The organism is Cytobacillus sp. BC1816, assembly GCF_051353635.1.
Classification (GTDB): Bacteria; Bacillota; Bacilli; order Bacillales; family Cytobacillaceae; genus Cytobacillus; species Cytobacillus oceanisediminis_C.
In genome coordinates, this window is the sequence record NZ_CP195611.1 from 3,878,943 (window position 1) to 3,896,593 (window position 17,651).

Annotated in this window: 19 protein-coding genes; 2 read left to right on the forward strand and 17 right to left on the reverse strand. The window is 40.6% G+C overall.

Features of this window, described 5'->3' with window-relative positions; translation table 11 throughout:
- Positions 1-239: 239 nt before the first annotated feature.
- A complete protein-coding gene (locus tag ACR42H_RS19750; protein WP_436372755.1) occupies positions 240-761 on the forward strand; it encodes a DUF309 domain-containing protein in 522 nt (173 codons plus the stop codon).
- 165 nt (positions 762-926) lie between these two features.
- Here the strand turns inward: ACR42H_RS19750 and ACR42H_RS19755 are convergent, their stop codons facing one another.
- Entirely contained in the window at positions 927-1,274 is a 348-nt protein-coding gene (locus tag ACR42H_RS19755) for a GNAT family N-acetyltransferase (RefSeq protein ID WP_113884471.1), read from the reverse strand.
- A 480-nt stretch (positions 1,275-1,754) separates the two neighbouring features.
- On the opposite strand from ACR42H_RS19755, the gene ACR42H_RS19760 reads away from it, so the two are divergent.
- Positions 1,755-2,624 carry a DUF1002 domain-containing protein gene (locus tag ACR42H_RS19760; RefSeq protein WP_436372759.1) on the forward strand — a complete coding sequence of 290 codons (870 nt, stop codon included), beginning with the start codon at positions 1,755-1,757 and terminating at the stop codon, positions 2,622-2,624.
- 26 nt (positions 2,625-2,650) lie between these two features.
- On the opposite strand, the gene lysA is transcribed toward ACR42H_RS19760, so the two are convergent.
- The 16 genes from lysA to spoIIM form a co-directional block, all read right to left on the reverse strand.
- Positions 2,651-3,970 (reverse strand): diaminopimelate decarboxylase, encoded by a 1,320-nt coding sequence (gene lysA, locus ACR42H_RS19765; protein WP_436372761.1) that lies wholly within the window; start codon positions 3,968-3,970, stop codon positions 2,651-2,653.
- Positions 3,971-4,154: 184 nt separating this feature from the next.
- Positions 4,155-5,639, reverse strand: coding sequence for a spore germination protein (locus tag ACR42H_RS19770; RefSeq protein WP_113884468.1), 1,485 nt, complete (start codon positions 5,637-5,639; stop codon positions 4,155-4,157).
- On the reverse strand, positions 5,611-6,201 hold the full coding sequence (locus tag ACR42H_RS19775) for a stage V sporulation protein AE (RefSeq protein WP_113884467.1): 591 nt from the start codon (positions 6,199-6,201) through the stop codon (positions 5,611-5,613). The genes ACR42H_RS19770 and ACR42H_RS19775 overlap by 29 nt, the downstream gene beginning before the upstream one ends.
- A gap of 55 nt (positions 6,202-6,256) precedes the next feature.
- On the reverse strand, positions 6,257-6,679 hold the full coding sequence (locus ACR42H_RS19780; RefSeq protein ID WP_113884466.1) for a stage V sporulation protein AB: 423 nt from the start codon (positions 6,677-6,679) through the stop codon (positions 6,257-6,259).
- A complete protein-coding gene (locus ACR42H_RS19785; RefSeq protein WP_436372765.1) occupies positions 6,669-7,295 on the reverse strand; it encodes a stage V sporulation protein AA in 627 nt (208 codons plus the stop codon). Before ACR42H_RS19785 ends, ACR42H_RS19780 begins: the two co-directional genes overlap by 11 nt.
- A 229-nt stretch (positions 7,296-7,524) precedes the next feature.
- Complete coding sequence (gene sigF, locus ACR42H_RS19790; protein ID WP_009332823.1) at positions 7,525-8,283, reverse strand: RNA polymerase sporulation sigma factor SigF; 759 nt, start codon at positions 8,281-8,283, stop codon at positions 7,525-7,527.
- Between the two features lie 12 nt (positions 8,284-8,295).
- A complete protein-coding gene (gene spoIIAB / locus ACR42H_RS19795; protein WP_113884465.1) occupies positions 8,296-8,736 on the reverse strand; it encodes an anti-sigma F factor in 441 nt (146 codons plus the stop codon).
- Positions 8,737-8,738: 2 nt separating this feature from the next.
- Positions 8,739-9,089 (reverse strand): anti-sigma F factor antagonist, encoded by a 351-nt coding sequence (gene spoIIAA, locus ACR42H_RS19800; protein ID WP_035330073.1) that lies wholly within the window; start codon positions 9,087-9,089, stop codon positions 8,739-8,741.
- A 224-nt stretch (positions 9,090-9,313) separates the two neighbouring features.
- Entirely contained in the window at positions 9,314-10,477 is a 1,164-nt protein-coding gene (locus ACR42H_RS19805) for a D-alanyl-D-alanine carboxypeptidase family protein (RefSeq protein WP_113884463.1), read from the reverse strand.
- 148 nt (positions 10,478-10,625) lie between these two features.
- Positions 10,626-11,930 carry a pyrimidine-nucleoside phosphorylase gene (locus ACR42H_RS19810; protein WP_436377023.1) on the reverse strand — a complete coding sequence of 435 codons (1,305 nt, stop codon included), beginning with the start codon at positions 11,928-11,930 and terminating at the stop codon, positions 10,626-10,628.
- A 306-nt stretch (positions 11,931-12,236) separates the two neighbouring features.
- Complete coding sequence (locus ACR42H_RS19815; protein WP_113884462.1) at positions 12,237-13,058, reverse strand: purine-nucleoside phosphorylase; 822 nt, start codon at positions 13,056-13,058, stop codon at positions 12,237-12,239.
- Between the two features lie 31 nt (positions 13,059-13,089).
- The gene (deoB, locus tag ACR42H_RS19820) at positions 13,090-14,274 is read right to left on the reverse strand and encodes a phosphopentomutase (protein ID WP_436372770.1); all 1,185 of its coding nucleotides are present in this window, start codon (positions 14,272-14,274) and stop codon (positions 13,090-13,092) included.
- A 311-nt stretch (positions 14,275-14,585) separates the two neighbouring features.
- Positions 14,586-15,479 (reverse strand): site-specific tyrosine recombinase XerD, encoded by an 894-nt coding sequence (xerD, locus tag ACR42H_RS19825; protein ID WP_113884460.1) that lies wholly within the window; start codon positions 15,477-15,479, stop codon positions 14,586-14,588.
- A 9-nt stretch (positions 15,480-15,488) separates the two neighbouring features.
- Positions 15,489-15,716, reverse strand: coding sequence for a YqzK family protein (locus ACR42H_RS19830; RefSeq protein WP_009332831.1), 228 nt, complete (start codon positions 15,714-15,716; stop codon positions 15,489-15,491).
- 442 nt (positions 15,717-16,158) lie between these two features.
- Positions 16,159-16,632: a Fur family transcriptional regulator gene (locus ACR42H_RS19835; protein ID WP_113884459.1), complete on the reverse strand. Its 474-nt coding sequence runs from the start codon at positions 16,630-16,632 to the stop codon at positions 16,159-16,161.
- Positions 16,633-16,868: 236 nt separating this feature from the next.
- Positions 16,869-17,513: a stage II sporulation protein M gene (gene spoIIM, locus ACR42H_RS19840; protein ID WP_113884458.1), complete on the reverse strand. Its 645-nt coding sequence runs from the start codon at positions 17,511-17,513 to the stop codon at positions 16,869-16,871.
- Positions 17,514-17,651: the final 138 nt, after the last annotated feature.

Here is a 17,651-nt window from a genome sequence, read left to right on the forward strand (position 1 = left end):
AGAATGGCCTAGCAGGGACCAGCCAAAAAGCGCCAAAATATATGAATTTAAATTCATCCCCTGTAAGCCCGGCTAAATCGCCGGGTTTTTATTTTTCTGATTACCGCTTCTGCTATGTTAAAATTAAGAAAAACACAATCGCCTTCTCGGGAATAGGGACTAAAGCTAGACAGTAATCGACGCTCAAAATCTTATAGTTTCCTATTTGTTTAAAACAAGAATTGTCAAGGAGTGAAAGTATGTATCCTGATGAATATATCGAGTTCATGGTCCATTTTCATGGTGACCGTGATTATTTTGAATGTCACGAAATACTGGAGGAATACTGGAAGAATACCGATCGAAACAATAAAAGTTCTATATGGGTTGGGTTAATTCTCATGGCAGTTTCTTTTTATCATCATCGCAGAGAAAATTATAATGGAGCAGAACGTACTCTCCGCAAAGGAATCGCCATATTGGAGTGCAGTCCTGCAGATTTGACGGCACTGGGAATTAATGCAGATCAATTGATGAAAGACCTTAAGGAAAGGCTCGATCTAATACAAAAAGGCGGAAAGTACACGAGCGTTAATTTGCCAATTACAGACCGCCTGCTTAAGGAGAAATGCATGAATATGTGTTCCTCCAAGGGATTTGCCTGGTGCTCTGACAGCATTCTGCTGGATAAAGAAATTGTTCACCGCCATAAAAGAAGAGATAGAACAATGGTCATTAAAGAGAGACTGGATGCCCTAAATCAAAAAAAAAGGCAGGAATAATAATTATTCGCTGCCTTTTCCAATCTAAGAAAGTATATTATGTTGAGTCTCGAGAACTGTCCAGCGCAAGCAGCCTGCCCCCTCGATGTCACAAGCTGACCCACCCCAAAAGGCAAAAAACGCCATTCCGTGATTGTTGAGGTTGACAAGGTGCTTCCGTTTTTCCTAATTAACATCACATTTGTTTAAAAAAGATTCCGTTTCATCAGTTGCAGTTAACGTTTTGCCAGGGTATAGTTCATCCAATGCTTTTATCATTGTTTTGCCTATCCCTTGATGGCGGTGTGACGGGTTAACAGAGATATGCTGAATCTCCATGGTCTGATCACTTGATGTAACACCAACCAGCCCAATTATATCTTCGCCTTCCTTCCACAAAAACAGCTGCCAATTTTCTTCTGTTTCATATTGCTTCATCGTCTGCTGCAGCCTTTTCAGGTCTTTTTCATTAGGCATGAAAGATAAAAGACCCATTGCAATTTTTTCAAATGATTTTTTATATCGAATTAGCATATTAATCCCTCATTATTTGAATAAAAACATCATAACTATTTTTCCCATTTTTTAATATTTGTAAACTTACTATAACAGTATATGTATTCATGCTGAATGTTGCTATTTTCGAATAAAAACCGTATAATAGCGCCTTTTTTGATACAAGACGGCTCTAAACTATAAAAAACCAGTAAACCAGTCCCCATCCGATACTTAACACAAGCAATAAAATAAAAAGAAGCCAATTGCTTTTTTTCATGATTCCTTACTGCCCCCATTTATATATAAATCCTATGACTCACAAACTATCATTCATTTTACACTATTCTTTTTGATAATTCCATTCTGCCTGCTGAAATAGGCATTTTGAGCTAATGTTTCAGTTATAGAAGAATTGAAACTTTTTCGCATAAGAATCGTCTATTTACAGGAAGCCATTATAATTAAGGGAGACTAATCATACATGGCTTACCTATTATTGCTCCGGGAGGAAACCGCATGAAATGGAATAAAATGCTTGCGCTATTCATTATTTCGCTATTATTTATTATACCGATACAGGCATTTGCCGATATGGCAGAAGGTGACGTAATTGTCACCCTGGGAGAGAATCTATCAGAAGAACAAAAAAATATGCTGCTGGCTGAAATGAAAGCTCCGAAAGATGCGACCATCATTACTGTTTCAAATGAAGAAGAACATAAATATCTTGGCAATTATATCTCTAAAGCTTTAATAGGCACGAGAGCGATATCTTCTTCCGCCGTCACAATAGCAAAACAAGGCTCCGGACTTGAAGTTGAGACAAAGAATATCAACTGGGTTACTGATGAAATGTATATTAATGCCTTGATTACTGCAGGTGTAAAAGATGCGAAAATCTATATAACAGCTCCTGCGAATGTTTCCGGTACAGCTGCCTTAACAGGCATCATCAAAGCATATGAAATCTCTGCCGAAAAGACAATCCCTGAAGAAGTAAAGCAGGCGGCTAATGAAGAAATGGTTGAAACAGCTAAGCTTGGCGATTCGGTCGGAAACGAGAATGCTGCTGCTTTAATTGCCAAAATTAAAGAGGAAATTGCCAAAAATTCACCTGAAACCGATGCAGAACTTAGAACTATTATCGAAAATGCCGCAAAGGAACTTGGCATCACTTTGACTGAACAGGAGATTTTAAGTTTAATAGATTTGTTCAACAAACTGAAAGAGCTAGATATAGACTGGAATCAGGTCGGCGAGCAGCTTAACCAGGCAAAAGACAAAATCTCCAAGTACCTTGAAAGTGAAGAAGGCCAAGGTTTTTTAGAAAGCTTAAAGCGTTTTTTTGTGAGTGTAATAGACGCTGTTAAAGCCTTCTTTTCTTAATAAATTAAGCTGCCTTGGCGGGCAGCTTAATTTTTTATTTTTTCATTGATCGGCAGATCTAATCTTAAAATGTCCTCGTATGTTTCTCTTTTAACAACTAGCTTAGCCTCTCCATTTTCAACAAAAACGACAGGCGGCCTTGGGATTCGGTTATAGTTGTTTGCCATGGAATAGCCGTATGCGCCGGTGCAGAAAACGGCCAGGAGGTCTTGATCCCCTGCTTTTGGAAGAGGCAAATCCCAAATAAGCATATCGCCTGATTCACAGCATTTACCGGCGATTGATACTGTCTCTTCGGGTTTATCCAATACCCGGTTTGCCAATACCGCTTCATACTTAGCCTGATAAAGAGCCGGTCTGATATTGTCACTCATGCCGCCGTCCACAGACAGATAATTTCTAACATTTGGAACCTCTTTGCGTGATCCCGTCTGGTATAAAGTTGTCCCTGCGTCTCCCACAAGGGACCGCCCAGGCTCAATCCAAATTTCCGGCATCTTCATTGAATAATGTTCAGCCTGTTTCTTAACTTCCCCAATGATTTCTTCAACATATTGAGATGCATGAATCGGATCATCTTCTTCAGTGTAGCGGATTCCAAAACCACCGCCTAAGTTAAGAACTATAGGTTCATAAGCATGCTTTTCTTTCCATTCTGCCATCTTTTCAAAAATTTTCTTGGCAGCCAAAATGAATCCTGTTGTATCGAAAATCTGAGAACCGATATGACAATGCAGTCCAAGTGTTTCGATCCAGCTTGAATTCAGCGCTTTTTGTAAAGCCGATTCCGCCTGTCCATTCTGAAGGTCAAACCCAAATTTTGAATCTTCCTGGCCAGTTAAGATATAGTCATGGGTATGGGCTTCAATTCCAGGTGTAACCCTGAGTAAAATTTTTGTCCTGGCTGCATGAGATTCACAAATCTCTTCTAATAATTCCAGCTCATAAAAATTATCGACAACAATACAGCCGACCTGATTCTTAAGAGCCATTTCCAATTCTTCTCTGCTCTTATTGTTCCCGTGAAAATGGATTCTTTCAGATGGAAAATCTGCAGTAAGAGCTGTGTATAACTCACCGCCTGAAACTACATCCAAAGAAAGACCTTCTTCATCAACAAGCTGAACCATGGCCACTGTAGAAAAAGCTTTGCTTGCATATGCCACTTGTGCTTTTATTCCAAGCTTATCGAAAGTCTGCTTAAATCCCCTTGCCCGTTCTCTTATTAATGCCACATCATATACGTATAAAGGTGTTCCAAATTGACCGGCAAGATCGACTGTGTCCATTCCGCCAATTTCAAGATGCCCTTTTTCATTTACTTTCATCGTGCCGTGAAAAAACATGGTTCCCCCTCTTCCTTTTCCACAGGAGCTAAGCCAGTGCCCCTGCCCCCGAGATTAATCAGTTTATGAAAGAAATAGACAGCTGCATAAGAGACTGTCTATTCTGTTTCCTTTAATCCTTTATTTAATTAAAAAAACTTTACCATATTTCTTGTATTTCCGCAATCGGCATTACGCGTATTTCTTATTTAACAGGCTGCTTATAGCGATTTTTAGTCTGGACAATACTCGGCCTGATCTTTGAACCGGGCATGGAACGGCGAATCAGGATTTGGGTTAAAGCCACCGGGCTGAATGGAATGAACGGCCATAGATATGGTGTATTCAAAGACTTAATGCTTGCCAGCAGGAGAATGACTAGTGTAAGCCCAACGACTAATCCTGGTGTATGGAAAATGGCAACTGCCACAAGCAAACACAATCGTAGAATTTTATTGGCAATGCTCAGTTCATAGCTTGGTGTCGTATATGTTCCAATTGCCGAAAGTGATACATATAAAATGACCTCAGGAACAAATAGGCCAACATCTATGGCAATTTGACCTATAAGTACAGCTGCTATTAAGCCCATGGCAGTTGAAAGCGGTGTAGGTGTGTGGATGGCTGCAATCCTTAGAAATTCAATTCCGACGTCTGCAAGAAACAGCTGGGCTATGACAGGAACATTCGTTTCTTCGTTTGGTCCGATAAACGCAATCCTTTCTGGCAGAAGCGAAGGCTCCAAAACAAACAGGAACCATAACGGCAAAAGCACAACGGAAGCCAAGAGACCTAAAAAGCGAATCCAGCGGACAAATGTGCCGACAGCTGGCGATTGCCTGTATTCTTCCACATGCTGTAAATGATGAAAATAAGTAGTAGGTGTTATAATGACACTTGGTGAAGTATCTACAAAAACAATAACATGCCCTTCAAGCAAATGGGCGGCTGCCACATCCGCCCTTTCCGTATACCGTACCAGCGGGAAAGGATTGTAGCCCTGTTTTAGTAAAAATTCCTCAACTGTTTTATCAGCCATGGTAATGCCATCTATTTCAATGGCTTTTATTTCTTTTCTAATTAAATCAACTAGATCCTTATTGGCCACATCTTTAATGAAACCAATGGCAACATCCGTTTTAGACCTTTCACCTACTCGCATTATCTCAAATCGCAGTCTCTCATCCCTAATTCTTCTGCGGGTTAAGGCAGTGTTTACTATAATATTTTCTACATAGCCATCTCTTGATCCACGGACAACCTTTTCAGTATCCGGCTCCTGAGGGGTTCTGCCGGGATAGCTTCTGACATCGATGACAAGCCCTTCTCCCTCTCCCTCGCCTACAACCACAATTAGGCCTGAGAGCACCTGATCGACCAGCTCATCCATTGTTTTAATGTGTTCAATTGATTGATGCCTCAACCTGTTTTCAATGATTTTAAAAAGGTTAGCGGAAAGTTTCTCACTGTCATTGATTCCAACAAGTCCCTCAATGATAGCAATGATATAATTCGTATCCGTTAATCCATTAATATAATAGAAATGTACATCCTTCCTTAAGATCGTTAGCTTTCTGACACCCAGATCGAAGCTTTCTCCCAGGCCGACTCTATTTTTCATATATTTTTCAATTTCATGTACGGATTCAAAAATGGGTGTCTTATCTTCTTTCGTCTTCCTTTGTGCCATAATAGCCGCTCCTTTCCAATACAAGTTCTACTGCCTTTCTTGTAATTGGTGATCCTGCATTGTAATGATCTTTTTTGGACATCTTCCCGATATCGCCAATTCCTACGATTATCGGCACATCCAGCTTATCCAGACAATAGACGGTATCACCATTGATTCTGCCTATTTCCATCTCGGGAACTCCAAACTTATCAACTCCGTAGGGGGTTAATTCGCCATTATTATCAATACACACATCTACTTTTGTCCATTCGGCCTGCCTTGTTTTTGAGGCAACTGCTATGATTCCCAGAACATCGATATCCTTATGGCCCGCAACATATTTCAGCGCATTCTCTCCAGTTCCCTCCCCGATAAAGCCGCTGTCATCGAACATAACCAGCACAGGATCATGCGAGACTTTTTTTATTAGCTTGACGATTTGCTGACCGGTTAAGATTGAAGGGTTTCCATGCGACAGGGACAAGCATCTTCCACCGATTTCCTTAGCAACAAGCTCAACTGTCTTCCTTGCAAAATCGTCTCCATCTGTTATAAGAATGACGTGCCTCCGTTCATCCATAGCGGTTTTTCCTTTCCGATTCCTCATTTTTCTTTAAATATGCCCAGCCGATTGCTTATTTATTTACAAAATAAATCCATTGAAACAGTGATCCGAACACCTTCCCAAATACAAATGCCATTAATAAAATCGCAATTTTCCCATCCACTCCGATTCTTTTTGCAAGGATTGGAAATACATTCAAAACTTCGGTTAAAGCTGCTGCCAGCATTCCAATAAATATTCCCGAAGCCAGTCCGAGTGGGATTAAAAGCAGCGGTGTTAACTGGAGCACAGGATCCCATAAAGTTGCCAGTGCACCTGCCAATGCACCCATAACAACTGCAGCTTCATAATGATGGATCATTTTCATCGTTTTGGTCAGCTGAGTCAGCCTCGGGATAATGCCTAAAACTGCCAGAAAGGCAACAAACCCTGAACCAACAGCGAGCCCTCCCGCAAATCCAATGATCATTACCAGAACAACATTAATGGTCATCAAGATACTTCATACTCTCCTTGTTTTCTTTCAATGCAACATAATTATCAAGGTCCAGCTGATAATTGAACATTTCCACTTCCAATGGGCTAGGTTCTTCATTAAGCCGCTTTTTAAAAACATGATTAAAGAATATGATCATGCCAAGCCCCAGGCCTATGGAATAGGGAATTTGAAAAATGAGGGGCTTTCTGTCCACTTCCCCAGTTATGAGAGTGTAAATTCTAAGCTGTACAGCCTGCATACTTACATCTTCATGAAAATTCATAATTGCCAGGGCGGCACCAATAAACAGAAGCAGCCAAACCAGCAGGAAAAGAGGGAATGAGACTTTTTGCTTTTTTGTAACCACCTCAACTATCGATTGAGCCGGCCCGATCGACTGGACCTCCAGGTTTGAGTTTGAAAATAATTGGGTAATAGCACGAATTACCTTCATAACGTCAATTATCACAATATTCCTGTCATGCTCGGTTACTTTATATAGCGGAAGTGCACAAAGCTTTTCATAAATATCATCATCAGCAATGACCTGTGCGATATCTTTAAGCAGTATTTTCTCATTGGGCCGTATTTGCAGACGGTGCCGCAAGCGAATATAAACTGTTTTCTCCAAAACGCTCACTTCCCACAAAGTGATTTCTTTTTTATTAAACTTGGTTCGCATATTTAGAGCGTTTCCGCTTTTGTGTCTATATTTAGTATGAGTTACATATATTAGCTTCATGAACTCCAATAATTGGCTGTTTAGAAAAGCAGCAAATGCGGGGGATCTAGACAGTTATCGATGTTCAAAGCTTTATGCTTTGCTATTTTGAGAATAAAAAAAGAAAGACCGGATGGATTTATATATCCATTCGATCTTTCATTTGCTGGAGTATCTTTTTTTCAAGACGCGATACCTGAACCTGGGAAATACCCAGCCTTGCTGCCACTTCAGATTGAGTCTGATCTTTATAATAGCGCAAATAGACTATCAGTCTTTCCCGCTCATCCAATTCGCGGATCGCTTCTTTTAGAGCTATTTTATCAAACCATTTCCCTTCATTGCCATCATCTATCTGATCGAGCAGCGTTATGGGATCTCCATCATTTTCATAAACGGTTTCATGTATTGATGAAGGTATCCGGCTTGCTTCCTGGGCGAGGATAATATCTTCCGGAGAGATTTCCAGAAACTCGGAAAGCTCAGTAACTGTCGGGATGCGGCCAAGCGTTTTTGATAGCTCATCTTTGGCCTTCCTGATTTTATTGCCCATTTCCTTCAATGAACGGCTTACCTTTACCGTTCCATCATCGCGGATGAATCTTTGGATCTCCCCGATAATCATTGGAACCGCATAGGTTGAAAACTTCACATCATAACTGAGATCAAATTTATCAACCGATTTCAACAGGCCGATACAGCCAATTTGGAAGAGGTCATCCGGTTCATATCCTCTATTCAAGAATCTCTGAACTACAGACCAGACAAGACGCATATTTTTTTGAACAATTTTGTCTCTTGCACCCTGATCTCCGCTTTGGCTTTGCTTTATAAGCTCCTTGACTTCATTGTCCTTTAAATAGGTTTGGCCCTTCTCTGCTTTAACCTCCACATCCATAGCAAGACTCCCTTAATTGCATAGCATTTTACTATTTGATAAATGCTTCCTTAATCGGATCTCTGTGCCTATCCCCGGCTGCGATTTGATTTCGATTTCGTCCATGAAATTTTCCATGATGGTAAAGCCCATACCTGATCTTTCCAGTTCAGGTTTTGTTGTAAATAACGGCTGCCTGGCTTCCTCCACATCCATAATTCCAAGACCTTGATCCTTAATGGTCAAATCAATGAATCCATCTTCAATCAGGACAGAAATATAGACAGTCCCATTAGGATCATTTTCATAGCCGTGAATAATGGAGTTGGTTACAGCTTCGGAAACGACAGTTTTAATTTCTGTCAGTTCATCCATCGTCGGATCAAGCTGAGCAATAAAGGCAGCAACAGTGACACGAGCAAATGATTCATTTTGGCTAAGTGCGCTGAACTCGAGGTTCATCACATTTTTCATTTTCAGGCAACCCCCAATCTTTGCAGTGCGTTTTCTTCTGTCGGTTCTAAACGGATAATCTTAAATAAACCCGACATATCAAATAGTCTCTGCACTGCTGGAGAAATCGCACAAACAACCATTTCACCATGCTTTTGTTTGATTTGTTTGTATCTGCCCAAAATAACTCCCAACCCTGAACTATCCATAAAAGAAAGCTGCTCAAGGTTTAGAATAATGTGATGGATGTCATGATCTTCAATCGCCCTTGTTGCCTGTTCACGCAGCTCATCTGCCGAATGATGGTCCAGCTCCCCGCTTAAACGAATACATAAGACATCATGCTTTACTTCCAAATTAATGTTAAGACTCACTATCTTAGCCTCCTTATCTGGTATCCGCAACTGAAAAAGCCGCTAATGCTCCATGCTCTTTCTCCGGATAGGATAAGCCGGAATCTCAAAAGTTCCGGTATCCGCCCTTATAGTGAGTCAATTTCGATGCATGATGTTTCATTTCCTTCCTGGAGACAAAACTAGTGCATTTTCGCTAAAAATAATTAACATAAAGATTCTTTTCGACAAAAATGAATGGTCATTTATTCAGCTTTTGAAAATAATCCCATGGATCTCTTAAACAGGGTCCACCATGATGCTTCCCTACTATCTTCTTTAGCAACCAGAGGGCTTTCAACTAAAACTTTTCCATCCTTTTTCAAGGTTAGTGTCCCGATTTGATCGCCCTTTTGGACAGGTGCTTTAATATTTTTATTTAATGTGACTTTTTGTTCAATTTCCTCAATGCTTTCACCTTTTTTAGTTAATAGGGAAATTGGTTCGCTTGTCAGGGCTTCAACCATTTTCTTCTCCCCTTTGCTTACTGCCGCTTTGCCAAGGACGTGATTTCTTTCATACATTGGATGTGTCTTGTATTGGCTGAATGCATAATCGAGCATTTTAGTCACTTGGGCATTGCGTTCTTTGGAAGTCGGTGCGCCAAATACAACTGCTATTACCCGCATGCCATCTTTCTCGGCCGTTGCTGTCAAACAGTATTTTGCTTCAGAAGTGAAACCTGTTTTAAGCCCATCAACTCCTGGATAAAATCGCACAAGGCGATTTGTATTGACAAGCCAGAATTTTTTATCTGTGTCTTCACGAAGATAAGCTTCATATGTGCCAGTAAAATCTGTTATATTTTCATATTTAAGAAGCTCTTTTGCCATTATTGCCATATCATGTGCAGTACTGTAATGTTCCTTAGCTGACAAGCCTGTAGGGTTTTGGAAATTAGTATCTTTCAGGCCTAATTCCTTTGCCTTATTATTCATCATTTCAACGAAGGCTTCTTCTGAACCGGCAATTCTCTCAGCCATTGCTACAGACGCATCATTTCCTGAACCAATCGCGATTCCCTGCAGCATTTGCTTTGTGGTCATTTCTTCACCCGGCTCAAGGAAAATTTGCGAGCCGCCCATTGATGCTGCATACTCACTTGTCCGGATTTTCTCATCCCATGACAGCTTTCCTTCATCTATAGCTTCCATGATTAGAAGCATTGTCATTACTTTAGTCATACTCGCAGGCGGAAGCTGTTCACCGCTATTTTTTTCATACAATATCGATCCGGTATCACGTTCGATAAGAATTGCGGATTTTACATTATCCGCTAAATCTGCACTGCTTTCTCTTGCAAATCCTGAAGGAACAAAGATTGTTGCCATTAATAATGTTATTAACATCAATGAGACGAGTCGTTTCATCACACAATACCTCCATTCTTTATAGCCTCCATTTTTTCCATTCAAAGAAAATTTATACAGTACTGGCTGGCTAAAAAGAAAATAAGAGAAACAGCACCACAGCAAAAAGCCGCCAGACATAAAGTCCTGGCGGCTTTTTGCTGCTATATTATTCAGTTATTTCTTCATGAATCAATACTGGAGCCGATACTTTTTCAGTCGATATAGCAATGTTTTCATAAAGCATATTTTTTACTTCTTCTACATTTTCGAAATTGCTGTAGATGGTTACTAGAGATTCACCCTTCTGTACCTGGTCGCCGATTTTCTTTCTTAACATAAGGCCGACAGCAAGATCGATTTCGGATTCCTTGGTTGCTCTTCCTGCTCCTAAAAGCATGGCTGCTGTTCCGATTTCATCTGCTGCAATCTCAGAAACATAGCCATCCTGCTTAGCTTCTAATTCAAATGTATATTTTGCCTGAGGCAATTTTTGCGGATCATCAACAACGGAAGCATCTCCGCCTTGAGAGCTTAAGAATACTTTGAATGTGTCTAAAGCAGAACCGTCTTTAATAACATTCTCAAGCTTTTCACGCGCTTCCTTCAGTGAATCCGCTTTTTCCGCCAAGAAAACCATATGGCTGCCCAAGGTCAGGCAAAGTTCTGTCAAATCCTCAGGACCTTCGCCTTTTAAGGTATCGATCGCTTCTTTTACTTCAAGGGCATTTCCAATTGCATAACCCAGCGGCTGGCTCATATCCGAAATAACTGCCATTGTGTTTCTGCCAACATTATTTCCGATTCGAACCATCGCTTTCGCTAATTCCCGTGAATCTTCAAGCGTTTTCATAAATGCGCCAGCGCCTGTTTTAACATCAAGGACAATGGCATCAGCACCTGCAGCGATTTTCTTGCTCATAATCGAACTTGCAATTAGAGGGATGCTGTCGACTGTAGCTGTAACATCGCGAAGTGCATACAACTTTTTGTCTGCTGGTGTTAAGTTGCCGCTCTGTCCAATTACTGCAATTTTATTTTGATTAACAAGCTTAATAAATTCATCATTTTCAATTTCCACATGGAAACCTTCTACAGACTCAAGTTTGTCGATTGTTCCGCCTGTATGTCCGAGTCCCCTGCCTGACATCTTCGCAACCGGAACACCAACTGCCGCTACAAGCGGTCCCAGGACCAGTGTTGTTGTATCGCCAACACCGCCAGTTGAATGTTTATCTACTTTAATGCCTTCTATTTTTGATAAGTCGATTTGATCACCGGATTCTACCATCGCCATAGTCAAGTCGGCTCTTTCGTTCTCTGTCATTCCCTGGAAAAAGATAGCCATTGTTAACGCACTTACCTGATAATCCGGGATTGAACCATCTGTATATCCTTTAATGACAAACTTAATTTCTTCAGTTGCTAACTCAAGGCCATCCCTTTTCTTTTCAATAAGATCAACCATTCTCATCTCAAACACCACTGCTTTCATTTATTCTTTTCATATGGCTCTTTCCTAACCGATTGTTGTTTTTGCACAATAAGTAAACCCGTTGATTTCAGCACGGGACACTTGTTTTTCCACGGGGAGGAACCAAAGCCTCTTCGGCTTCGCTTGGGGGGTCTCACGCTCCCTCTCCTCCCGCAGGACATTGAATAACCCTCCTTGACGAAGAAAATGCGAATCCATTTTCCAGGATCAAGTGTCCACCGCGAAGAATCAACTCAGTAATTAAACTAAGTTAGCTGCATGCCTCCAAAATTACCATAAGAAATCTTATGCACCAAGTTCTTTAACGATTGCTTTCACATAACGAAGGAAATCGGCTTTGACTTTCTCAGTCGTTTCGATAACTTCCTCGTGGTTCAGCGGCTGATCCAGGATACCCGCAGCCATATTTGAGATACAGGAGATTCCAAGCACATTCATTCCTGAATGCTGTGCCACAATGACTTCTGGGACAGTTGACATACCGACTGCATCTCCCCCCATCGTTCTCAGCATGCGAATTTCTGCAGGAGTTTCATAAGTTGGCCCTGTATTGCCGACATAAACTCCTTCCTGAACCTTCAGGTTTAGCTTATCCGCTATACCTCTGGCAAGCTTTCTCAACTCTTTGGAATATGCTTCTGACATATCCGGAAAACGCGGACCCATACGGGAATCATTAGGACCAATAAGCGGATTGCTGCCCATATTGTTGATATGGTCTGAAATAAGCATGAGATCACCAGGTGAATAGGTTTCATTCACACCGCCTGCTGCATTCGTAACAATAAGCTTCTCAACACCCATTTCGTTCATAACTCTTACAGGAAAGGTTACCTTATCAAATGAGTATCCTTCGTAATAATGGAAACGGCCTTGCATAGCAACCACTTCAATGCCGTTCAAACGTCCGAATACCAATTGTCCAGCATGGCCCTCTACTGTTGATACAGGAAAATCCGGGATTTCGTTATATGGGATTTTAACCGGTTCTTCAATTTCGTCTGCCAGTACTCCAAGTCCTGACCCCAATATCAGCCCAATCTTTGGCTGCCCTGTATATTTATTTTTAAGAAATTCAGCCGCATTTTGAATTTTGCTATAATTCATCGTCATTCTCCTCATCTGCTGTTTTATTGCATTATTTCAATTGATTTAAAAAGCTTTTGCCAAAAGCCGGCATCTTTACATTAAAGTTATCGGCAATTGTTGCCCCAATATCTGCAAAGGTCTCGCTAATTGGAAGCTCTTGCCCCTCCTCCATGTCTTTTGAGTAAACAAGAAGTGGAACATATTCACGTGTATGATCTGTACCATGATGGACAGGGTCATTGCCATGGTCGGCAGTGATCATTAATAGGTCGCCGTCCTGCATTTTTTCAAATACTTCAGGCAGGCGCTCATCAAATTCTTCAAGAGCTTTTCCATAGCCTTCTGGATCCCGTCTATGCCCAAACAATGCATCAAAGTCAACAAGATTCAAAAAGCTCAGGCCCGTAAACTCTTTTTCAAATGTTTCAATCAGCTTATCCATTCCGTCCATATTTGAAGTAGTGCGAATGGCTTCAGTTACCCCTTCGCCATCAAAAATGTCAGAAATTTTGCCGATTGCCAATACATCAAGGCCGCTGTCTGCCATTTCGTTCATTACCGTGCGGTCAAATGGCTTTAACGCATAATCATGTCTATTTGATGTTCTTTGGAAATTTCCCGGCTCGCCAATGAATGGTCTGGCAATCACTCTGCCCACCATATATTTTTCATCCAGCGTCAGATCGCGTGCTATCTTACAGATTTTATACTGTTCTTCGATTGGTATTATATCTTCATGTGCCGCAATCTGCAGTACTGAATCCGCTGATGTATAAACAATCAAAGCGCCGGTTTTCATATGCTCTTCCCCGAGTTCAACCAGAATTTCCGTTCCGCTCGCCGGTTTATTGCCGATTATTTTTCTTCCGGTACGGGCTTCAAGTTCAGAAATCAATTCCTGCGGGAACCCGTTTGGAAATACCCGGAAAGGAGTTTGGATATTCAAGCCCATGATCTCCCAATGTCCAGTCATTGTGTCTTTTCCGTTGGAAGCTTCCTGCATTTTTGTGTAAAACGCCATCGGCTTCTCTGCTTTTTCGATTCCTTTGATTTCACTGATATTACTAAGCCCGAGTTTGCCCATGTTGGGCATCTTCAGGCCATTCATTTTTTCTGCGATGTGACCGATCGTATCAGCGCCTTTATCACCGAACTTATCGGCATCAGGCGCTTCGCCAATTCCTACTGAGTCCATGACGATTAAAAAAACGCGATTATATGTATATGCAGACATATGAAAACCTCCTAATTATTTGAATACGGTTACAAAAATCATATTCGTATAGTACCCTTTTTAGGTTTATTTAACACTGATTCTCTTGCTGAAAGAAAAGCGGAACGCTTGCCCGCCCACGACATCAGAAGGAGGCAGGCGGTGGAGCTAGACAGTAAAAACGGAAATTCTTTCAGTTAAATAAATATTTAGATAGCCCTTTCATTCGTCAGAAGTCTGACATCTATATTTTACATAATAAACAGGTAAAAAGACAAGAAAAAGCTGCCTACTTTTCATGGCAGCTTTATGACATTTATTTAATTAATGGTTTAAGCACGCGGATGATATTGGCTGTAGACATCTTTAAGGCGAGTTTTGGTAACATGCGTATAAATTTGTGTGGTGGAAATATCGGCATGTCCAAGCATTTCCTGGACTGCCCGCAAATCAGCACCATTTTCAAGCAGATGAGTAGCAAATGAATGCCTCAGCGTATGCGGAGTAAGTTCCTTGTCGATCCCTGCCTCCTGAGCAAGCCGCTTCAATATTTTCCAAAATCCCTGTCTTGAAAGACGTTTGCCGTGATGATTTAAAAATAACGCTTCATCTTTATACTTTTTTGAAGCAAACTTTCCTCTTCCTTCACTTAAATACTTTTCAAGAGCTTCGGAGGCTGTTTTGCCAATAGGCACAATCCGTTCCTTGTTTCCTTTGCCTATACATCTTACAAAGCCCATCGTTAAATGGACATCACCCATGTTCAGGCCTATCAGCTCACTCACGCGAATACCTGTAGCATATAAAAGTTCAAGCATGGCTTTATCACGCAACCCAAAGTGATCCTTTTTCTCTGGAAAATCCAATAAAGTTTCCACTTCCTGCATGTTTAATACTTTTGGAAGCGAACGTTCCATTTTCGGTGTTTCTATATGAACAGATGGGTCATGGCCAACTGCTTTTTCGCGGAGCAGAAATTGGTGAAAGGCCCTTAAGGAGGCTATATGCCGGGCCAAGGTTTTTGAAGATTTACCCTGTTTTTTTAAAAAGCCGAGAAATTGGACAATCTGCGTACGCTGCACACTCTCAAGGTTTGAAATCTTCTCTTCAGACTTGAGATATTTCAGATAACTTTTCAAATCTCTTTCATAAGATACAATTGTATTTTTGGCGAGGCCTTTTTCTACAAGTAAATAATGAATAAAGTCTCTTAACTGATCATCCATATAATTGCATTACTCCCCATTTAAGTAGAAAAGAATTAACCGGTCCAGCAAGCTCCTATCTTCATCTGTTCCGCTCGCTGACACCTTAACAGCCGCTCCCTGTGGTTCGTCATAGCGGTGATAATCCTGGTATTCTTCATTTAACCACATAATACCATAATAAAAAAGGATTGTGCATCCAGTAAAAATGACAAACACTTTAATGGTCTGAAAAGCCATACTCAGCCAGGATTTCATTGTTTGGTCCTCCATCACTTTTAATAAGCAAAGATTCAAATGCTTTCTATTATTAAAAGGTATGCCATTTTGGACAAGAATTATACCTGAATCTGCATAATTGGCGTTTCTTCAGGGCACTTTCCTTTTTAGTTGGATTTCTCTTTTATAACCAGGCTATTCTAGAATATTGTTTTTCAGAAAGTAGCCCGTTGATTTCGGCACGGGGACTTGCTTTCCGCGGGGAGGAGTGAGAACCTCCTCCCGCAGGACATTGAATAAACTTCTTTGAATGAACACGCACGAAGGAAATACAATAGCATTTTCGTGGATCAAGTGCCCACAGCGAGGTTCAAAACTCAGCGGTAAAATATTTTTACCCATTTGAACGCAGCAAACTTTGTGAAAATAGCTCAAAATAAAAAGCCCATTCTCATGTAAGAATAAGCTTTGTCAGTGAATATTAGTTTTCTTCTGCTTCGGTTTCGTTGTCTGTCTGTTTATCCTGGCAGCGGTAGCAGATGCCATGAAACGTAAGGCGGTGATCCTTTATTTTAAAATTCCAGCGGCGTTCAACCACTTCCTCTACGTCTTCAAGCAAATCTTCCTGAATTTCATCAACAGCTCCGCACTCAATACAGACTAAATGGTGGTGAAAATGGGCTGCCCCTTCCTGACGCAGGTCATAACGGGAAACTCCATCACCAAAGTTAATTTTATCGACAATTTTTAGTTCAGTCAGCAATTCAAGTGTTCTATATACAGTTGCCAAGCCTATCTCAGGCGATTTCTCTTTTACTAGGAGGTAGACATCTTCCGCACTTAAATGATCCTCTTCGTGTTCTAACAGGACGCGAACTGTTGCCTCTCGCTGTGGTGTTAGTTTATAGCTGGATGAATGCAACTGTTTTTTTATTCTTTCAATTCTGCTTTCCATACCGAAAGTCCCTCCCTCGCCACTAACATTCTCATTATAACAGAAATAAGATCACATTCAAAATAAAATAATTATAAATAACAGATAAAAATTACTTTTATATAATAATTATTATAATATTTTTTAAAACATATTTAAACCTCTTTATATGTACCCTATCTTTTTTGTTTCTATCCCTTTTTCTGTACAAACAAAAGGCAGAGCCGCCAGCTCTGCCTTTTGCAGTCATTCACATATTAGGATTGGATTGAGTTGACAACAGACTTCATTAAGACAGGAGAGATAAACGCCTCCACTCCGGCTGCTGCAATTAGAAACAGAATGGCTACTGCAAAAGCAATCATATATCTTCCGAAAAGCGGCATCATGGGCTGACCGACTTTTTTCATAAATTGTCTTCTTATCATTTTTAAAGAGAAAGAAACAGCCAATGCTGCAGCGAGAATAAATATAGGTATAATGATCAGATTCTGGGGAAGGACCGATACAAAGGAAAGCAAAAACCCCTCCCATCCCATTTGGTTAACGAGAAAACCAACTGTAAAGCCAACCACCATCCCTTTCATAAATAGAAGAATCAGAATGACAGGCAGTCCAATTATAGAGATTCCCAAAATCCACATCAGCCCTATAAATTTCGTATTATGGAAAAAGCTCTGTTTGAATAATTCATCCGCTGCTGCAACATGTCCATCTGATACCTGGCCAAAAAACTGCGACAGATAATAAAATAAATCTTCCTTTTGTGTAAAGCTTAAGCTATTTACAACGATAGCCCCAAAAATGACACCCATCAGAAATAACACAACAACAAATAAATAGATTGAGGAATGTTCGCGAAAGTGGGCTGCTGCAGCGTTCTGGTACATTTTTTTCTTCATTGCTCTTCCTCCTAAAACAAAACAGATTGGATATTAAATTGTATGCCTGTCCCAGATTTGTATGACAAAGAATTGGATTATTCCCCAATGGAAAAAAGTCTTGAATAATCCAGTTATTTCCGTTATAATTTTCAAAAT